Source organism: Pedobacter sp. Leaf194, from assembly GCF_001423945.1.
In the GTDB taxonomy this organism is placed as follows: Bacteria; Bacteroidota; Bacteroidia; order Sphingobacteriales; family Sphingobacteriaceae; genus Pedobacter.
Map to the genome: position 1 here is coordinate 208,373 of NZ_LMPU01000008.1, position 17,473 is coordinate 225,845.

Here is a 17,473-nt window from a genome sequence, read left to right on the forward strand (position 1 = left end):
CATGTCCGCATTGAAGGAGTCGACAAGACCTCAACTTTGATTCATGGAAAGCACTAATATTAAAAATGACCATGCAGGCTACTTGTTGAAATTGGGCATATATGCACTTATAATTTTGTGGGTGTACACTGCGGGCTCAAAAGTCCTGGACCTGACTGATTTCAGGCGTCAGCTTTCGCTTCAGCCATTTGGGACCAGTATCAATTCGGCCTTGGTAATCTTACTTCCGACTTTGGAAATTCTTGCAGGTCTCTTGCTGGCGATAGAGAGGACCAAGGGCTTAGGTTTATGGTTATCGGCAGCTTTACTGACTGCATTTACAGCTTATGTCTTTCTGGTTCTTATTGGCCACTTCGCAAAAATGCCATGTAGCTGCGGGGGCATACTTGCATTTTTAAGCTGGAGAAGCCACCTCATTTTCAACATGGTTTTCCTGGGCATTAACCTGATTGCGCTCTATAAAATAAACATAAAGAAAGGAGGAAATGGAGCATAGGCAAGAATAAACGGTCAGCAGCGAAGCACAGTAACTGCCGGTAATTGATAAAAAAATAAATTTTAAACAAAACTTTAGCTTTTTCAAGGTAAAAAGCATTCATTAAGATGAAAAATTTAAAAATTAAAACAGGCCTACTGGCCTTTGTCTTCGGATTGGCAATTGTTTTCTCACAGTCCGCTTTTAAGTATGTGAACAATGGCGGCAAGGCTGTTGCAAGCCGAACCTTTTATTACCATGGCCCAAATACTTACACCCAGGCTCAGGTTGAAGATGAAAGCAACTGGAGCATTGCACCACCTGAGGATTTGTGTAACAACGTTAACCAGGCTGCCTGTGAAATTATCGTGGACGAAAATTTCGTGGACAATCCCTCAACGCCAACCCCAACACTGAAGTCCAGCCTAAATCTTGTTTCAAGCTACAACAGCGGAACTTCGTCAGCTTATATCACCAGCTCTGATGATCCATCGATGACTTTGGAAAACAGGACCAAATAAGCTGATTTCCCATCAGCGCTAAAGGCGTGTTGCAAAAATGAAGGCAAGGCCATCCAGCCTTGCCCTTCACCTCATTAACCTATTTTAACTACTATCACTACTACTAATTTTGCGCGATTCCTGTCTGTTCAACAATATCAATTGGAAGTGGCAAAGCATAAAATGGGACATTAGCTTCCAGCCTGTAAATCTTCCCCTGATAATTTCGAAGTGGAACAATATTATTTCCCTCTTTATTTAATCTTTTAAGATCTTGCCACCTGATGTTCCGCATTAAAAGCTCCTTCCTCCGCTCTACACGGATCTTTTGTAGCGCATCTTCTTTTCCGCTGGCTGTAATCGAAACGTAGGATACCGTATTTTTCCATCTGGACTTAAGTAGCAGGTTCAAATCGTTCATTGCTCCAGAAATATCCCCTGCCCAGGCCTTGCCTTCTGCACGGTTAAGGTACATTTCATCTGTTGCAAGTCCGCTAAACAGAGTAAATGCTGATGATGCATAGGTACCTTTAAACTGCTGGTAAGCGCCATTGACCCTAAAGTAAGCGCGTCTGCGTAAATCATTCAGGTCATATGAGGAATAAAGTGCCGTGTCAATCCTGGCTGTATTTGGAAAATGGACACCAAAACTTGAGGTCATCTCGGAATAAAATATGGTTTCTTTGTTGAACCTTTTGAACGGTACATTGGTATCCAGGCCGAGGATGTCGTTGTCGGAATTAAAATTCATGAGCGCCGATTGAATTTTAAGCGCCTGATCCGCGTACAAGGAAGCTTTCTCGTAATCTCTCATATATAAAAACACGCGTGATAAAAGCGCAAATGCTGCTGCTTTGCAAGGCCTTAAGGTATTAATTTGTTGATTTGGGAGAGCGCCTGCAGCTTCTACTGCATCACTTATCACACGTTCAAGGCACGCCTGCACACTTGCACGCTGCGAGGGGACATTAAAATCGCTCTGAAGCCTAAGGACAATTCCAAGGTCCTGTGCTGATTTTTGACTGTCATAACCCAGCCCGAACTGAGTTGTCAGTGCAAAAAAATAAAAGCTTCTAAAAAAGAGTGCCGAGCCTTTAATATTATCCCAGGCCTGGGCATTGACTGTGTTGCGCTCAACCCCGGAGAGCGTTTCCAGGCAGAGATTTGCATTATATACCGGCAGGTAAGCTTCGGACCAGTCATTCTGGTATCGGTAATCGACTTTTGTCCAAAAATAAAGATCCCTTGAGAACTGGTTCAAGGCATTCAGGCCACTTTCGGGAATAAAATAGTCATCGGCAGAGGTTTCCCCATATGAAGGCGAGCGCTGAAAGTTCATTTTATCGGCATCATCCATTATTGCCTGCAAGTCTCCAAGAGTTTTGGGGATAACCAGTTTTGCATCTGACTTTACTTCCAGGAATTTTTTGCAGGATATGCTGGCGAGTACCAAAATGGCCACTCCGACAGAAATTATAGGTATTTTAATTTTCATCTCTTTTGTTGTTTAAATTTAAAAGCTACCCCTTATGCCCAGGGTATAGGCTTTGGATATACCAAAAGTTTTAGGGTAATCAGGATCTATTCCTAATTTATTTTCCCTCCATATCACCCCCAAATCAGCAGCGTTAAGGTATAGATCAAGCGTTCTGAATGGAAACTTCCATTTTTGTGCTGGAAGCTGATAGCTGAGATTGACGTAATCCAGACGAATCTGGTTTGCACTTATCACGTTAACTTCAGAGCCAACATAAAATGCGTCCCTTGAGCTGTTAAGGGGGTATTGAAAGGATGGAACGTTTGTTTTAAGTTCATCCCCTGGCTGCTGCCACCTTAAGGCGTAGTCCGCATGACCAATCCCTGAATTTACTAACGATGCATAACTGATAGTAGACTTGGTGGTGTAATAGCCAAGCTTGTAACTGAAATTAAAAGAAAGGACAAAGTTTTTGTATTGGAAAGTGTTGACTAGGGAGCCGAAATAAACCGGGCTGGTTGGACCAACAAAAGCCACGTTGTCTCCTGTCCTACTGGCCTCGGCGAAAATAGCATTGTAATCTGTGCTCAGATTTCCATTAAGGTAGCCTTGCGGATTACCATTCGCATCCAGCCCGCCCCATTTATATGCAGCAACGGCATACAGTGGCTTTCCGACTATGGGACTTATCCCGTTGCCACCATTCACCAGATTGAGTATTGTTGCATTAGTAGAGGCATAAAAGTATTTTAGCGTTCTGGTCTGGTTAGAATTGAAATAAAAATCTGTATTCCATTTTAAGCTGGTCGAACTTATATTTAATGAATGCAGTTCGGCATCAATGCCATACCCTTCCATATCCGCCACATTTTTTAGCACAGTTGCTGCACCGCCCCATGTGGTGTAATCATATGGGGCTGGGCCGTAGAGGTCACTGCCATGCTTTCTGAAATACCCAATACTTCCTCGCAATCTGTTTTTTCGAAGCGCGAAATCAGCTTTTATGTTAAACTGTGATAACTGTTCCCAGCTTAAATCCGGATTATTGATTGCCCTTATCCTGGCAAAGGGCAAGCCTGTCACGGCACTGGTGGCATAATTGGCAACTGCAGAAGCGGTTTTCAGCAAATCCACATTCCCACTATACCCATAAGTTGCTGTGAGCGTTAATTCTGGTAGCCAGTGAATGTTGTAAAATGATTCGTCGGATAGTGACCAGCCAAGCCCTGCCGACCAGAGCGGATTCCACTGATCATTTGTATTAGCTCCAAATATATTCGAACCGTCTTTGCGCACGCTCCCGGAAAGCCTGTATTTTCCTTTGAAAGTGTAGCCTGCATTTGCATAAAAGCTCAGAAATCGATATTGGGTGTTACTTAGATTATTGCCCGCTGAAGGAATTTGCGCGGTGCTTCCGGTAATGAAGTTCGGATAACTGGAAATAAAGTCAACATTTGTATACGTGAGTGGATCCTCCAAGTAACCATAAATTACATTCCCACTCCCGCGGGTCTGTGCCATGCGTGCTTCGAACCCGGCAATGGCATTAATGGAATGCCTGCCGATATTCTTATCCAGATTCAGCTGGAACCTACCAGTTTGCGAGTTGGTTTCATCATTGCTGGTGGTCAGTATACCGCCATACGGAAGCAGGTAACGCAGTACGCCCGTGGAGCGGTTTAACTGCGTGAAACTATTGATCAGGTTCCTTGCCTGGTAACTTTCCACGCTGGCGTTTGTTGTCCCTTTGCCATCTTGCCTTTGATATTGATAACTTAAATCAGCACTCAGGAAATCAAAAATCCTTTGCCGTAAAATTACGCTTCCAAATATCTCCCGCTGTGACCTTGATGATATATTTTGTTTGTATTCTTCTGTCGGATAATACTTCCAATCCAGCAGCCGCCCATTTCCCAAGGTATCAACAAATGATTGGCGGTAAGAAAATGCGAGTGGTAAAACCCGTCCATTGGTATCCCGAAACGATAAATATGCAGGTAGCCTTCCTCCGCTCGTCAGAGAATTGTATGCCGGGGCACCTGATGTGGTTGATAGTGAGGAAATCCTGAAATTAGTTGCAACGCTAAATTTTTGTGAAAATTTGAATTCCTGATTAAACAGTAAGTTCAGCCGGTGGGATTTAGCGTTCGTTTCGCCCCTAGCATTATCATAACTTCCTGACAGATAGTAGCTATTCTTTTCCGATCCTCCCCTCAAGTTCAAGCCATACTGCATGGTAAGGGCATGGCGATAAAATTCGTCAAGATAGTTCTGGCGGGCATCCTGGGTTTTCAGTTGCTCGAGTGAAGAGTTTGCCTCGGTGGCTGTTAATGTCCCTCTGCGCTGCGCCAGCAAAATTTCGACGGCAGGCGTCAGTGCCTGGTAGGGAATGTTTATGCGGCTATCAAAATAACCTTTGGAGAAAAGAAATTTTTCGACATCAACATAGTCGGCTGGTGTGATCTGAGGAGAAGAAAACAAATCTGGCATGGTCCTCAAGGTCGCATTGGCGTTGAAGGAAACGATTACCTTCTGGTTCTGCTTTCCCTTGAAAGAAGTAAGTACGATAACCCCATTGCCAGCCCGCGCACCGTAAATCGAGGCGGCAGAGGCATCCTTTAATATTGTAGCGCTTTCTATATCCAAGGGATTTATGTTGTTGATATCTCCTTCATAAATAAATCCATCAAGAACAATAAGGGGATCCAAAGGACCATTGATCGTTCCCAAACCCCGGATGGATATCCCGGTTTTATTTTGTGGGTTTCCATTCGCCTTCCCCACATTCAAAAGCAGCCCGGAACTTTGCCCGAGCAACCTGTCGAGAATGTTTGTGCCCGTCCGTGCGCTAAGCATCTTATTGTCAATTACAGAAACAGAACCATTAATTTCATTTCCTTTGACGGATTGGTAGCCTGTGTTTATTTCCACGGTCCCCAGTTCTGTTACAGCGGGAACAAGTTTGACTGTTAGCGGTTTTTCCAAGTCCGACAGACCTTTAATCACCCTTTCAACTGAAACAAAGCCAGTTGCACTCACCTTCAGCGTATCGGGAAATCTCAGTATTGCCACCGAGAAATTGCCTTCCATATTCGCAAGTGTCATTCCCCCGCTAGCCCGGACTGTGGTAGTGATGGCATTAACCTTATCAGCAAGTACTACGTTCCCCTTCAGGGTGCCAAGTATTTTTCTTTTCGGTATTTCCTGACCTAAAGCGTTAAGGCCTGAAAGCAGCAGCAATAAAATTCCGCCAACATATAATATCAGGAGCCGTTTGGCCTTTTCCATTGTATTTATATATCTCATCTTAAGGCTGTTTTACAGGTATATTAATATCTAGCCCGGCGATAAGTCGCCTGATGCTTCCCTCTTCAAGCGACTCGGAATCCGTAATCGCTTTAACACGGCGATCGGCACCAATCCATACATAATGCGGATAGTGGTAATGCTCAAACAGCTTTTTAGTCTGCTTGGTCACCACGACAGGCAGCAAAATTTCTTCACGATTCTCCTTCCTTTTTTGAAGGAAATTTTCGACCGTAGAAAAGTCGTCCCGGCCAGAATCCGCTACCAGTAACACCTGCATATGGTCACTGAAATTTCGTTGGATTTCTATAACATGTGGAAAAGCTGAGATACAGGCACCGCACCAGGTACCCCAGAAGTCAAGAATAAGGGCTTTGCCCTTGTAATCCGAAAATTTCAAGTTTCCGTGCTGGACATTCAAAGCCTGATCAAAGAATAGATCAGGAACCTTATCCCCAATAAGTAATGGTATAACTTCTTGGAATGTATTTTTCTTTACCGTCTGCCCTTGAACACTCACCTTTAAAAAAAGGCAAAGCGTGGCCACGACGATCAATATCATCGATTTTTTCATAAAATTTTAAGTTAGTTGATTTAAATATTTAAAACCATAAGGGAATGGAAGAAGAAACGGAACAGGCGAACCAATACCAAATTTACAATCTAGATATAACTGTTCCGTTTTCTAGCGGTTTAGCTAGACGGGATTTTTAGGCTTCAGTGCATATAACCTGTCGAAAGGACAAGTTAGCGGAACCGAGGGTTGAATGTTGAGAAAATTCGGGAAATCAAGCGCAAAGCAATCCCAATCAAAAAGAATTAATGATTCAAGATTTTTCCAGATGCAATGTATTTGATTCATACCCGTATTGGTTATACGAGTCTTGTAAAAAGAGCACTATAGCAGGGCTCTAAATACCGGATTGCAGGTTTCTCACGACCTATGAAACGATATACAATAGAGCCCACAACTCTATAGTGTGTACGAAAGTACGCAAAATATAGTCATGGGCATTAGTCTATTGTCTCTTTCAATTGGCAAGTGTGAGAATTTGCAATCGAGACTCTTGAATAATACCACTTAAGTTTTAGGAGCAACTTTCTCCCTTTGATTGAGTAAATATAGGTAAAAAAATGCAAAAAACCTCACTATACTGGGTCGACCCCTAAAAACTTTATTCTTTACTTCGTTCAAATGGGTAAGGCGTCGGTAATCGAACAATTCGTGATCGATAAGGTACGAGAAATTAGGCTCTTAAAAGAAGTTAGCCAAGCGAGCCTGTCTATTCAAATGGGTTTAAGCGCTAAATTTGTTGGAAACGTTGAAAGTCCAAATCAGCCCAATAAATACAACATAAATCATTTGAATAAAATTGCTTTCATTCTAGGTTGTTCTGTAAAGGATTTCTTTCCTGATGTACCAATTGATATTGAACTGCAAAAAACTTATAATAAATAATATTACCCTCTTTTAATCATTCCCGTCTGAACTTTAATTTATTTCTATGATCTAAATCGTCCATCTATTAACCAAACTCTCAACAGCTTATGAAAAGTAAGTTAAGATGTGTTATCATCGATGATGAAAAGCACGCCATCACCCTACTCACTGGGTACATTGCAACTATCCCATTACTAGAACTCGTAAAGACCTTTACGGATCCAATCAAAGCCCTTTCAAACATTTATTCAGAAGACAAGATCGACATCATATTCCTTGATATTGAGATGCCCCACATCGATGGAATTGAATTGGCTACTCAACTAAAGTCTAAGTCAAAAGCGATAATATTTACAAGCGCATATCAACAGTATACAATTGATGCATTTGACTTACGGGTAACTCAGTTTCTTGTGAAACCAATTAAGCTATCCAAATTTACAAAAGTGCTAATGGATGTCATTGATGTTGATTTCGCTGATACCGAAAAAGGAGGAAAAAATATTGTGTTTATAAAAACCGGCGAAAAAGGAAAGCTCACCAGAGTGCATAAGCAGGATATTTTATATTTTGAAGGTGCAAAAAATTATGTAAATATGGTCACAACTCAATGTGAGCAACTGGTATACCTGACCTTGAAAGAAGTAGAAGAATTGCTTTGTTCGGATCTATTTTACCGGGTGCACCGTTCTCACGTGATCAATGCAAAAAAAATCGAAAAAATTGTTGGTAACACGATAAACTTAGGAAGCGGCTACCAGGTACAGATGGGCAATTTTTATAAGGATGGTTTGATTAAATTTTTAGAAGAAAAAACGTTGATGTCCGGCCGAACATAATCTTTAATTATCCTTATTTCCCATTGACCACATGGGTACCGGTGGAAAGGATAATAATACTTGTTGCTGTAGGGTCTGTGCTCAGACGCTCTTGCTGTGGTGCTGATCTATAAACGAATACTGTTCTTTTGACCAACTTTTTAGGGCTTTGTTTCATGCTTTTTTTTCTTGAAACTAGCCTGTTATTTACCTTCAATATAAGTTATTACACCGCGGATAGTGGTGGTTACACCAGTGTGAATCTCGCCTACATGAAGAAATTTTTAGCGAAACTAGACAGCTACAAAATCCATATAAGAAGCTGGTTGCTTTTTATCCCGATTGAAATCACGGTAGTTGGCTTGGCGTCCGGTGTTTTCGGAAGTCCTGGTATTTATATTGTGCATTATGCGTTAAACATCGCATTGTTCTACCTATGTGGGGATTTGATTTACCCACTGGTATTTAAAAAAAGAATCGTCTGGATTTGGAAGTTGCCATTATCGTTGTTGGCAATTTATTCGTGCTATTTATTCGTTAACTATTTCGTGGACTATTATATAAACAAACATACCTCATGGCTGCTCTTTGATAAAATCATTTTCAATAGCCGCTACGCATTTGGGGTATTGTGGAGGGCCTTACAATTCATGGGCTTTTCTGCCTTCTATTATCTTTTCAAAGCGTATAACCGGGCAATTTTGACAAAGGCACAATTGGAACAGGACAGATATAATTCTATGCTAACCCAAAAAGAAACAGAGGTTAAGCTTAGCTATGCAACTAATGCATATTTGAAAGCACAAATAAATCCCCATCTACTATTTAACACCCTAAGCGCAATCTACACGGATATCTATATGAGCTCGCCACGTTCCGCGGAAGCAGTTATGACACTCTCGGAAGTAATGAGGTTTAGCATTGATTGTGAAAACACAGATGAATTGATCACATTAGGAGAAGAGATTGACCAGGTAGAAAATTTAATCAAGCTTCATCAGACCAGGTTCGAAGATGAATTGAATATTCAGTTTACATACGAGGATGAATTAAGAGCTGTGAAGTTCATTCCTTTGATTTTATTAACAGTTGCGGAAAATCTTTTTAAGCATGGGCTTCATACGGATCAAAACATTCCTGCAACACTTAGCTTAAAACTAATCGAGGATACACTTACCATTACTTCCCGGAACTTGATAAATCAAAATAAAAAGAAAACTGGATTTGGAAAAGGACTTGAAAATATCCGGCAACGGATATCCCTGATATATGCAAAAGATGCTCAGTTCGACGTTCAAAGTGATGAGAAATTTTTCAGGCTAACCATTAACGTAAAAGGTGTAGAAGTTGAAAAATAAACACTGTCAGACTAAGATTACAAGATTGCTACATCCCTGTCAGGGATAGCAACAGCATCCTTTTGGAACAAAAGATATCGTGGATAGCCCGGCCAAAGGGACAGCCGAATTACTTCAAGAGTGACTAAAAAAATTAGACTCAACAGGCATGGCGGTCTGTTGTTCAGAAACTTATTTGCTATTATTTTAGCAATACTAGTGTTCGTGACATGATAAGTAAAGCATCAACACCAGAGCGGATTTTATTATTTAAAGATAGGGTTCTAGTCGTTTCACAAGTAAAGGGCGACCTGTCCTTATTTAGAATTATGTCTGATGGGGTTTTCAAAGGGTATATCCAGAAACGCGGTGGCGACTTTTTCAGGGTGGATGGCAGTTCAATAAGTGACGAAAAACTTGTTTTTCTATGCGAAGCAATGATGTAATATTCATAGCTGGTTTTGGAAACGAGCATAAAGTCGTGAAGTTAACTTCTTCTAATGGCCGTGACGGCAATATTTATCATATCATGATGGATAATTATTATTCTGGTATGATTATAAAAAGACTTAAATGGGATGTTTGTTTCCAGATTTACACCGACGAATACACGCAAGCAGAAGTTGATACCTTAATTGGAAGGGTGAGTGGCTATATAGACATAACGGATTTATGAAGTCACAAAAATTCAATTGCACCATGACTGCATCTTCTTGAAAGTTAAGTTTAGTAAAGAGAATAACTTCTCCGCGTCAATGGACGATATTTGCTGAAGCACCGAATGAATCGTAGCTAAAACGAATACTATTACGATTGAGGTAAGAATCTGATTAAACAACATTATCGTTGACATTTAGCATTTTAAGAATCAAGGTCAGTTGATTTGTCGTGACGCAATGAAGTAAATCAAAATAAGCAATGAGCAAATCTTCAAAAGGAAACCGATTGTTGCTGGTCTTCTCCATGGTTTTTTTGTTGTTTTTTGCTGTTTGATGAATTCTGCATATCCTGACCGATATTTTGCTTTTCGCATTCGGTTCTTAATAAATCGGAAATGTCCTGTTTGATGCGTTTGTAATTTTCCTCTACGTCGAGTGGACTTAAGTTCCTTACGAGAGGGATTTCCTGATAACCCTTTTCTTCTAACTCAATTGCTGCATGGTCATTCTGGATTTCTGCGTGAAACATTTTCAGCTTAATGCGCTCTTCAGGATTATCTGCAACCATGCCTACGAATTCACCGGAACTCAGGGCAGCTATCTTACTTGCAGGGATCGCATAATCCATCTGCATGGCTTTGGTGATCGAAGTATCGGAAGAATTGATGCTCAGTGAATCTTTATGCTGTGCGATTTTACCAAAGTTTTCAGACAAGGTTTTTGCAGTTGAGCCTGTCACCTGTCCGGATATTATGTTGCCGATAATACCTGTGATCACATCGGCCTCCTCGGCGCCATAGTCTTTTTTCAGCTGACTAAAATCCTGAACAGCGAGGCATGTTGCAACCTTGTTACTTCTCGCGGTCGCGATCAGGGAATCCATGTTATTAAAGTAAATGGTCGGAAATTCATCAAATATAAGGCTGCTCTTAAACTGGTTCTTCCTGTTCACCAGTTTTATCATCCGGGAAATATATAAAGAGAGCACTGCACCATATACCTGAAGTTTTTGGGGATTATTGCCTACACAAACAATTTTAGGCTCCAAGGGATTGTTAATGTCAAGGGTGAAATCATTCCCGCTGAGGACATAATACAACTGGGGCGAAGAAAGTCTTGCCAGTCCAATTTTTGCTGATGCTATCTGCCCTTCTAGTTGCGCCATGGCATTGTTGTTATAGGCAGAAATGAAGGGGTTGATTAAGACCAGGATTTCATCCTGCGTTTTGAGTACTGCAAACAGTCTGTCATAATCGCTTTGCATAAGTTCGATGACATGTGGCAGTGTACAAAAGCGCCCACCCTCGAACCTGCGCAGGTACCATATGCATGCGGTAAGGAAGTTTATTGGCGACTCCACAAAAAAATCCCCTTGTTTTTTTATCCAGTCCCTGTTGAGTCCCATCATTATGGTTCGCGAGGCTTCTGTTGCATCTGTTATATCATCCATAGCCAGGGGATCCAGTGGATTGCAGCGGTGAGAGCAGCTCAAATCATCGAAGTTTATCACAAAAAAGCTAGGTTTGATTTTGTAGCTATCATAGTTACGCAGCAATTTATTGTAGGCAATTTTACTCAGGTCATCGAATTTAAAGTCATAGATAAACATTGAGAAACCCTTTTTTATATGCTGGTCAATAATGTGGCGAATGACAAAATAAGACTTCCCTGCCCCAGGTGTTCCCGCCACTAACAGTCCCCGGAATGGATTGATAATATTTATATAGCTGTTTCTAACTTCTTTGCCCAATCTGTATTTTGCCGGCAGGTTAACCGAATACTCATTGTCAAGCAATCTTTCCTCCTGTGGAAAGGTTTCATTCTCTTCATTAAAAATATCTTTTTTCAGGCTTTGCTTAATTATCCGAGATAGCCTGATGCCACCGGCAAGTACCATGAGATAACCGGCACTGGTGGTGAGTATGTAGGCTAACGCGCAATACATTTTTGGAAAAGGTAAATACAAAGCAAACGTTGAAGTAAAATACACAGTCGCGCCTGCTATCAAAAGGGTAACCATAAGCCTGACATCAATTGCTTCTTCCTTTTTTCCTTTAGCACCAATCAGGGAAATGATAAGTAGCAGTAAGGCGGCTAGCTTCGGATTATACAGGTTTTCAAAAAGTTTGGTGCCAGCGATCTTGCCCATGATTTTTGTCGTAACTGCTGACGTCCAGTCAATGCTTTCAAATGCCTGGTAGCAGGCCAGATAAATATGTATTGTCAGAATCAGCAGGCTTACCAAACGCGTCAAATCAATAATTTTTCGCAATCCCTGAACATCTTCTCCGGTGTTCATAGGCCTAAGTTTTGAGTCGGGTTCTTACCTTTTTTCTTCTTTCTTTTCCTGTGCGTTTTCATAATGGGATCGGGTTCGTCCTTAATAGATAGGCTTTCTAGTATTGTAGCGTTCAGGGGAGCTGATGATCGTTCGGCTTGAAGCGAAATGTTCATCGACAGCGGTTTTTTGAGATAAGTTTTGAGCTCATCCTGACCAGATATCATGTGTGATATTGAAGCAGCACTGTATTCTTTTCCAAGAGCGCTTCCATTAAATACGGTCAGGTTTTTATGATCAACAAATGTTAGTCCGTATAATAAGCCTTCATTGTTCCGTCGATAGATAAGCGCGATTTGCTCAGCCGCCAATTCATTTTGAAATGTTTTTGTACTAATCAGATGATATTTTTGAATCACATTATCTATCCTGCGCTTCAGGTCATCCTTTTTAGTTTTTCGTTTTTCTTTGTTGAGATCGTAACATTTTTCCAGGGCCTGAATGGTTACGCCCTTATAAATAGAACTTGCTTTAATTGGGACGCCAACGGGATTTCCATTATTATCCATAATGGAATAAAGCAGACCATTATTTTTGAACATTTGCGTATTCTCCTCTCCCCTGTTTGCAAGGACTTTGAAAAGGGAAAGCACCGCCTTATATTCCTGGAAAGAGGTAAAAGTATAATCCCTTACTACTGACTGTGTAATATTTGCAATCTGCCTTTTGGTCGGTTTTGAGCCATATTCCGCCACGCGGAGATAGGGATCATTTTTTAATGACCTGCCCTTCGCCTGCACTAGATTATACTTCTTTTCGAGCTCAATCCTTGCGGGCTCTGAAAGACTACTACCAATTGACTGCGTTTTGACACGTTCACCATTCCTTCGTATCGAGGTTGTAGCGATATGCAGGTGTGGGTGATCGGTATCGAAGTGTCGGTATGCAATGAATGGCTGATCGCCGAGACCAATTCTCTCCATGTATTCGGCGGCAATTTGCTGGAAGCGCTCGTTGTCTAATTTATCGTCTTTATGAAAACTTAGAGAAATATGCATGGCATTTGTTTTAGATCTGGTGTTAAGTTTTGTCAGTTGGTTAAATCTTCCAATTTTCTGGAACAGATTTAAGTTTTCTATATCTGTGGCAAAACCACTCGCCAATAAAATTGTCGCATTCCCCTCACTTACTTTCTGCTCATTGTAACTGAGCATTCCACGTATTGACTTACCGCTTACGATTCTGGCAACCATTTAGCTGCTAATTTTGAAATAACTGCCAACAAGATATCTATTTTGACATCTACTTCCTTATACAAAGGACCTGTACGCATCGCATAAAAAGTTTTCTCCGACCCAGATTTACTTGCATTGAAGTACCTGGTCTGCTGATTAATGTTGACTCCGATGGCTTTAATCTCTTTTCGAATCAAAGCAAGTTCTTCCATAGGCCCAGACAATGATTCATCACGGTAAAAACAATTTATCTTTTCCTGAGTCAGTATTTTCCTGGCCACTTCTCCCATGCTTCTGCAGCCGCTATCCTGCAATATTTTCGACAGCCGTTCAAAAGTTCTTTGATTTATTCTAATAATAAGCGGGTTTATTAATAAATCCTCTTGGTTACTTGCTTTTTTTCGACCCATTTCGGTGGATTGATGTGTTTCATTAGAAGTCATCGCCGATGGAACGCCTTAAACAAATACTTAAAGCCAAAATAACGTGGATTTAAGCTCCTGCGTTTGTCGAAAAAAATCCAACCACCATTCATGCTTGCGAATTAAGCAAATGACCAGCTTCGTCGTTGGTAAAGCTTCAGTAATCCCTAAATATAAAGTTGGAAATAATGGAGCCATTAATTATGCCGCCCTCAGTTCAAATGCATTGACAATACCCTTAAGACTGTAAACATTAACCAGTCTAAGTTTAGCCTTGACTGAATATGATATTGCAGTTGTAATCAAGACATGGTAAGTGACTTAAAATGCTTTAGGTCAAACGCTATTCACCGGCAATTAATTGAGATATTTAAAGTTGACATTAGCACAACCGAGTTCCGAGTGTTGGGCCTTGACCGAAAGGGCAACAAGATATTTTTGTATACAAAAAGACATCTTGCTACCAACCAACGTTGGTACTCTCTCGAGCGAAAGAAGTTTGCGACTTCGTCCTTCGGTAGTTTTTTTCGTGATTTCGGCCCAAAACTCTTCTCCAAATGCTGTATGAAAACGGGCATTTGCATTTGTGGTGAAATTATGGGAATGCCTGGCAAGTATTTTCCGCAAATCTTTTTTTATTCCCACAATAAAAAAACTCAATATTTGCTTTATAACTGTTGTTATGATGCCAATCAGTATAATAATCGGAACCGTATAATCTGGTAGGAAATTAAATTTCCAGAGCAAAGAAAACATATTGCTGCAATATCAGCAATTACACCAGACCATTTCCACATCGCGCGCTTGCGAATCTAATGTCGCTCAAAGATTATGAGTCTTCTAGCCTGACCGCCCTTATATGAGGCAAAATATGCTTTTCTGACTTACAGAAGCAATTTACGAACTATTTTTTGAAACTGCGAAATTTTGCTCCGTTACGTATTTGTTACGGTTTTAACGAGGAATTGGTAGCTAGGACTTAATTGTTTAACCCATTTAGGTGGCTATCATGAATTGAAATACAGTAGTCAAATTAGTAGAAATATACATTACACACAGAATGGAATTATTAGGAATTTGCCAAAACTGCGCTATTGCCGAGATGGTAACAAAATATACCAATGTAGGCCGGAAAATGGTAGACATGGCACTAACATATCTTCTGGCCCGCTACAAAAATTCAACGCACCCTCATAGATGCGTTGCCTTGTACGCGTTATGAGAGCCGAACCGGAAAGCCGATGCCTTTTTCTTACCTTGATACCCCTATCTCCATAGGGGAGCACATAAGAAAGAAACGAATGGAATTAAAGCTACTTCAAAAGGATGTGGCGAAAATTTGTGGGGTCTGCGAAGATAGTATTACAAATTGGGAAATGAACAAGAGTGTGCCTCAAGTTCAGTTTTTTCCCCGTATTATCAAGTTTTTGGGATATTTGCCGATTGAAGTTGATATGACTACACTTCCAGGGAGATTGAAAGCCTATAGGTACTTTAACGGACTTAGCCAAAAGCAAATGGGCAAAATTCTCAGTGTTGACGGAGCTACGATTTGTAGCTGGGAATTGGAAGAACACCAGCCACATAAGGAAATGTTAAAAAAACTGGATGCAATGTTAGCAACGGAGCGGAGCCTTAATGCATTAAATTTAATCGATGGGGAATAATGATCATGAATTATTTCCCCGCTAAGACCTGGCGCATAAGATGTAGGTGTCCCTCAAATTCTTTTTGCCGTTTTACTGGTGCTACATTAATTCTTGCTACAAATCGACCAATGGGTAGTTCGGAACAAAGAAATAACCTTAGCTTTCCTAAGGCAGATGCCATATTAATCCACTCTTTGATATGGTTAACTTCCTTTTATCGAATATCTCATTCATTATCATCCATACCTGATCTGTTAAAAGGAACGACCTTTTGGAACTCTGATCCGTCTCTGAAAAAAATCCTGTGATAGCTATTTTTTCGAAAGCGATTTCGCTGTTCGATTGTTTCCAAAACAATTTGCGGTTTAGCGGATATTCTATCGTCGTTGTTTTTAAAAGCTCCCCTCTTCTTTGTACTTCTTTAGAAAACTCTTTCAGGAATTCACTTAATGAAATCGTGTTTCCACTAGCATCGTGCAATTTGACATAGTGCAAGTCGACCATTTCATCTTCGCTAGTGACAGCGATGGTTTTGCTGCCGAGATCGATGCTAGTGACCACTCCACGTGAGAGGACTGCGTTAATATTGATATCCAGTATTCCAATTTCGACCGTTTTTTTGAAGTCCGCATCATTTTCTCCGGCTTCCCAAAGTTGAACAAGTTTTATTCCCTCATGTTCAGCAAAGGTTAATGTATCTCTTGTGAAACCCGCTCTACAAACAACGACTCCATTCGCAATTCCGGAATCTTCCATGGTTTTGGACAGCTTCATAACGATATCCTTGTTTACTTTTTTATTCCAGTATTTGCATTCGATCGCTGTAAGCAATGGTTGCCCACCTTGTAACTGCTCGGTTAAAACATCAACTTGGTGATATACGCCGGATTTTCCTTTGATTTTACAATTGCGACCATAATCTTTGACCTTGATACCATACTGCTCACCGAGCGCACCATAAATATATTTGGTGATAGCTTCGTATTCCTCCCAGTCGAATTCGTTTTTATCGGACATAGTTTAAATTTTAGTTGTCTTTAAATCTAAAAACATGTGGTTAATTACCCCAGGTAATTTATCTTGGAAGAATTATGGTTATTTAATCACTGACCCAAACCGAGTGTTTATGATCTCGTCATCGCAACTAATTACAAAATCTTCAGATTGATTTATATCCATTAAACCTATAAGACTTTGCAAGTTTGCTATCTTTGGTCTAAAAGCTTGGCTGACATTCGAAGGTTGCCTTAAAATAATAGGTGCTAACTCAGGATGATGCTGGATTATATCGCCTTTTGTATAAAGCTCATTCCCGTTCAAAAGAGAAATTGTTTGCCCAAGATCAAAAGCTAGGCTTTTATTTAACCCTAACGTTCTTTTCTCGTCATCAAAGGGTGGTTTTTCATATTGTAGCAAATCTAACAGAGCCACCTCTTTTTGCCAATTACCTTCCTTAAGAACCGGACTAATTACCTGCTTATAAAATTGCTTTTCACTTGTTGCTGCATTAATAGCTAGTAGGTTTCGAACACATCCATACACAGCTAAAAGCATGTGACGTTTCACTGGTGCAGTTAAAGGATTCTCATATTTCTGTTCATGATGCCGATATGTGTAGAAAAGGCTATTATGGACTGCATCCTCTGAGCCTCGTCGTTGCATTGTACATATAATCCTCCCCTCCATAATTTTTATCAAACTGAGGTTCCAATCTTTAATGGTAGGATATTTTTCCTTTAACAACGATACAATTAACTTATCTGCATCCGAGCCGGTCGCTCCTGGGTGATCTACAAGTACATCAATATCGATGGAATCTGGTGAACCAAAAATAAAATAGGGATAACTAATATCAATCATTGTCAAATATACTGAT

At 40.6% G+C, this 17,473-nt stretch carries 16 protein-coding genes; 8 read left to right on the forward strand and 8 right to left on the reverse strand.

The genetic code is table 11. The annotated features are described in order from the left end of the window. The first annotated feature begins 43 nt into the window (after positions 1 to 43). Together ASG14_RS08550 and ASG14_RS08555 are read left to right on the forward strand one after the other, a co-directional pair. Positions 44 to 496, forward strand: coding sequence for a MauE/DoxX family redox-associated membrane protein (locus tag ASG14_RS08550; protein ID WP_056870657.1), 453 nt, complete (start codon positions 44 to 46; stop codon positions 494 to 496). Between the two features lie 107 nt (positions 497 to 603). Then, a complete protein-coding gene (locus ASG14_RS08555) occupies positions 604 to 996 on the forward strand; it encodes a hypothetical protein (RefSeq protein ID WP_056870658.1) in 393 nt (130 codons plus the stop codon). Between the two features lie 103 nt (positions 997 to 1,099). On the opposite strand, the gene ASG14_RS08560 is transcribed toward ASG14_RS08555, so the two are convergent. The 3 genes from ASG14_RS08560 to ASG14_RS08570 are packed head-to-tail and all read right to left on the reverse strand — an operon-like array spanning position 1,100 to position 6,332. Further along, positions 1,100 to 2,470 (reverse strand): RagB/SusD family nutrient uptake outer membrane protein, encoded by a 1,371-nt coding sequence (locus ASG14_RS08560; RefSeq protein ID WP_056870659.1) that lies wholly within the window; start codon positions 2,468 to 2,470, stop codon positions 1,100 to 1,102. A gap of 18 nt (positions 2,471 to 2,488) precedes the next feature. Beyond that, positions 2,489 to 5,758, reverse strand: coding sequence for a SusC/RagA family TonB-linked outer membrane protein (locus ASG14_RS08565; RefSeq protein ID WP_056870660.1), 3,270 nt, complete (start codon positions 5,756 to 5,758; stop codon positions 2,489 to 2,491). Between the two features lies 1 nt (position 5,759). After that, positions 5,760 to 6,332 (reverse strand): TlpA disulfide reductase family protein, encoded by a 573-nt coding sequence (locus ASG14_RS08570; protein WP_056870661.1) that lies wholly within the window; start codon positions 6,330 to 6,332, stop codon positions 5,760 to 5,762. Between the two features lie 621 nt (positions 6,333 to 6,953). Here ASG14_RS08570 and ASG14_RS20680 point away from each other — a divergent pair. From ASG14_RS20680 to ASG14_RS08595, 5 genes are all read left to right on the forward strand, one after another. Next, the gene (locus ASG14_RS20680; protein ID WP_056870662.1) at positions 6,954 to 7,217 is read left to right on the forward strand and encodes a helix-turn-helix domain-containing protein; all 264 of its coding nucleotides are present in this window, start codon (positions 6,954 to 6,956) and stop codon (positions 7,215 to 7,217) included. A gap of 89 nt (positions 7,218 to 7,306) precedes the next feature. Continuing rightward, entirely contained in the window at positions 7,307 to 8,038 is a 732-nt protein-coding gene (locus ASG14_RS08580) for a LytTR family DNA-binding domain-containing protein (protein WP_056870663.1), read from the forward strand. 251 nt (positions 8,039 to 8,289) lie between these two features. Then, positions 8,290 to 9,375, forward strand: a complete 1,086-nt coding sequence (locus ASG14_RS08585; protein WP_162238725.1) for a sensor histidine kinase — start codon at positions 8,290 to 8,292, stop codon at positions 9,373 to 9,375. Positions 9,376 to 9,584: 209 nt separating this feature from the next. Continuing rightward, positions 9,585 to 9,800, forward strand: a complete 216-nt coding sequence (locus ASG14_RS08590; protein WP_056870665.1) for a hypothetical protein — start codon at positions 9,585 to 9,587, stop codon at positions 9,798 to 9,800. After that, positions 9,782 to 10,030 carry a hypothetical protein gene (locus ASG14_RS08595; RefSeq protein WP_056870666.1) on the forward strand — a complete coding sequence of 83 codons (249 nt, stop codon included), beginning with the start codon at positions 9,782 to 9,784 and terminating at the stop codon, positions 10,028 to 10,030. Before ASG14_RS08590 ends, ASG14_RS08595 begins: the two co-directional genes overlap by 19 nt. A gap of 254 nt (positions 10,031 to 10,284) precedes the next feature. Here ASG14_RS08595 and mobC read toward each other — a convergent pair whose 3' ends face one another. The 3 genes from mobC to ASG14_RS08610 are packed head-to-tail and all read right to left on the reverse strand — an operon-like array spanning position 10,285 to position 13,969. Next, entirely contained in the window at positions 10,285 to 12,312 is a 2,028-nt protein-coding gene (mobC, locus tag ASG14_RS08600) for a conjugal transfer protein MobC (RefSeq protein ID WP_056870667.1), read from the reverse strand. Beyond that, on the reverse strand, positions 12,309 to 13,544 hold the full coding sequence (locus ASG14_RS08605; RefSeq protein ID WP_056870668.1) for a relaxase/mobilization nuclease domain-containing protein: 1,236 nt from the start codon (positions 13,542 to 13,544) through the stop codon (positions 12,309 to 12,311). Before ASG14_RS08605 ends, mobC begins: the two co-directional genes overlap by 4 nt. Further along, entirely contained in the window at positions 13,526 to 13,969 is a 444-nt protein-coding gene (locus ASG14_RS08610; protein WP_255352786.1) for a mobilization protein, read from the reverse strand. The genes ASG14_RS08605 and ASG14_RS08610 overlap by 19 nt, the downstream gene beginning before the upstream one ends. Before the next feature lie 1,220 nt (positions 13,970 to 15,189). On the opposite strand from ASG14_RS08610, the gene ASG14_RS08620 reads away from it, so the two are divergent. Then, positions 15,190 to 15,615 carry a helix-turn-helix transcriptional regulator gene (locus tag ASG14_RS08620; RefSeq protein WP_255352787.1) on the forward strand — a complete coding sequence of 142 codons (426 nt, stop codon included), beginning with the start codon at positions 15,190 to 15,192 and terminating at the stop codon, positions 15,613 to 15,615. A 147-nt stretch (positions 15,616 to 15,762) separates the two neighbouring features. Here the strand turns inward: ASG14_RS08620 and ASG14_RS08625 are convergent, their stop codons facing one another. Next, positions 15,763 to 16,614, reverse strand: a complete 852-nt coding sequence (locus ASG14_RS08625; RefSeq protein ID WP_056870670.1) for a restriction endonuclease — start codon at positions 16,612 to 16,614, stop codon at positions 15,763 to 15,765. Positions 16,615 to 16,692: 78 nt separating this feature from the next. Further along, on the reverse strand, positions 16,693 to 17,457 hold the full coding sequence (locus ASG14_RS08630; RefSeq protein ID WP_056870671.1) for a hypothetical protein: 765 nt from the start codon (positions 17,455 to 17,457) through the stop codon (positions 16,693 to 16,695). Between the last annotated feature and the right edge of the window lie 16 nt (positions 17,458 to 17,473).

Bases quoted from the DNA above. Each gene is read 5' to 3' on its own strand.
- ASG14_RS08550 (WP_056870657.1), top strand. From the start codon at position 44: ATGGAAAGCACTAATATTAAAAATGACCATGCAGGCTACTTGTTGAAA.
- ASG14_RS08555 (WP_056870658.1), top strand. From the start codon at position 604: ATGAAAAATTTAAAAATTAAAACAGGCCTACTGGCCTTTGTCTTCGGA.
- ASG14_RS08560 (WP_056870659.1), bottom strand. From the start codon at position 2,470: ATGAAAATTAAAATACCTATAATTTCTGTCGGAGTGGCCATTTTGGTA.
- ASG14_RS08565 (WP_056870660.1), bottom strand. From the start codon at position 5,758: ATGAGATATATAAATACAATGGAAAAGGCCAAACGGCTCCTGATATTA.
- ASG14_RS08570 (WP_056870661.1), bottom strand. From the start codon at position 6,332: ATGAAAAAATCGATGATATTGATCGTCGTGGCCACGCTTTGCCTTTTT.
- ASG14_RS20680 (WP_056870662.1), top strand. From the start codon at position 6,954: ATGGGTAAGGCGTCGGTAATCGAACAATTCGTGATCGATAAGGTACGA.
- ASG14_RS08580 (WP_056870663.1), top strand. From the start codon at position 7,307: ATGAAAAGTAAGTTAAGATGTGTTATCATCGATGATGAAAAGCACGCC.
- ASG14_RS08585 (WP_162238725.1), top strand. From the start codon at position 8,290: ATGAAGAAATTTTTAGCGAAACTAGACAGCTACAAAATCCATATAAGA.
- ASG14_RS08590 (WP_056870665.1), top strand. From the start codon at position 9,585: ATGATAAGTAAAGCATCAACACCAGAGCGGATTTTATTATTTAAAGAT.
- ASG14_RS08595 (WP_056870666.1), top strand. From the start codon at position 9,782: ATGCGAAGCAATGATGTAATATTCATAGCTGGTTTTGGAAACGAGCAT.
- mobC (WP_056870667.1), bottom strand. From the start codon at position 12,312: ATGAACACCGGAGAAGATGTTCAGGGATTGCGAAAAATTATTGATTTG.
- ASG14_RS08605 (WP_056870668.1), bottom strand. From the start codon at position 13,544: ATGGTTGCCAGAATCGTAAGCGGTAAGTCAATACGTGGAATGCTCAGT.
- ASG14_RS08610 (WP_255352786.1), bottom strand. From the start codon at position 13,969: ATGACTTCTAATGAAACACATCAATCCACCGAAATGGGTCGAAAAAAA.
- ASG14_RS08620 (WP_255352787.1), top strand. From the start codon at position 15,190: ATGCCTTTTTCTTACCTTGATACCCCTATCTCCATAGGGGAGCACATA.
- ASG14_RS08625 (WP_056870670.1), bottom strand. From the start codon at position 16,614: ATGTCCGATAAAAACGAATTCGACTGGGAGGAATACGAAGCTATCACC.
- ASG14_RS08630 (WP_056870671.1), bottom strand. From the start codon at position 17,457: ATGATTGATATTAGTTATCCCTATTTTATTTTTGGTTCACCAGATTCC.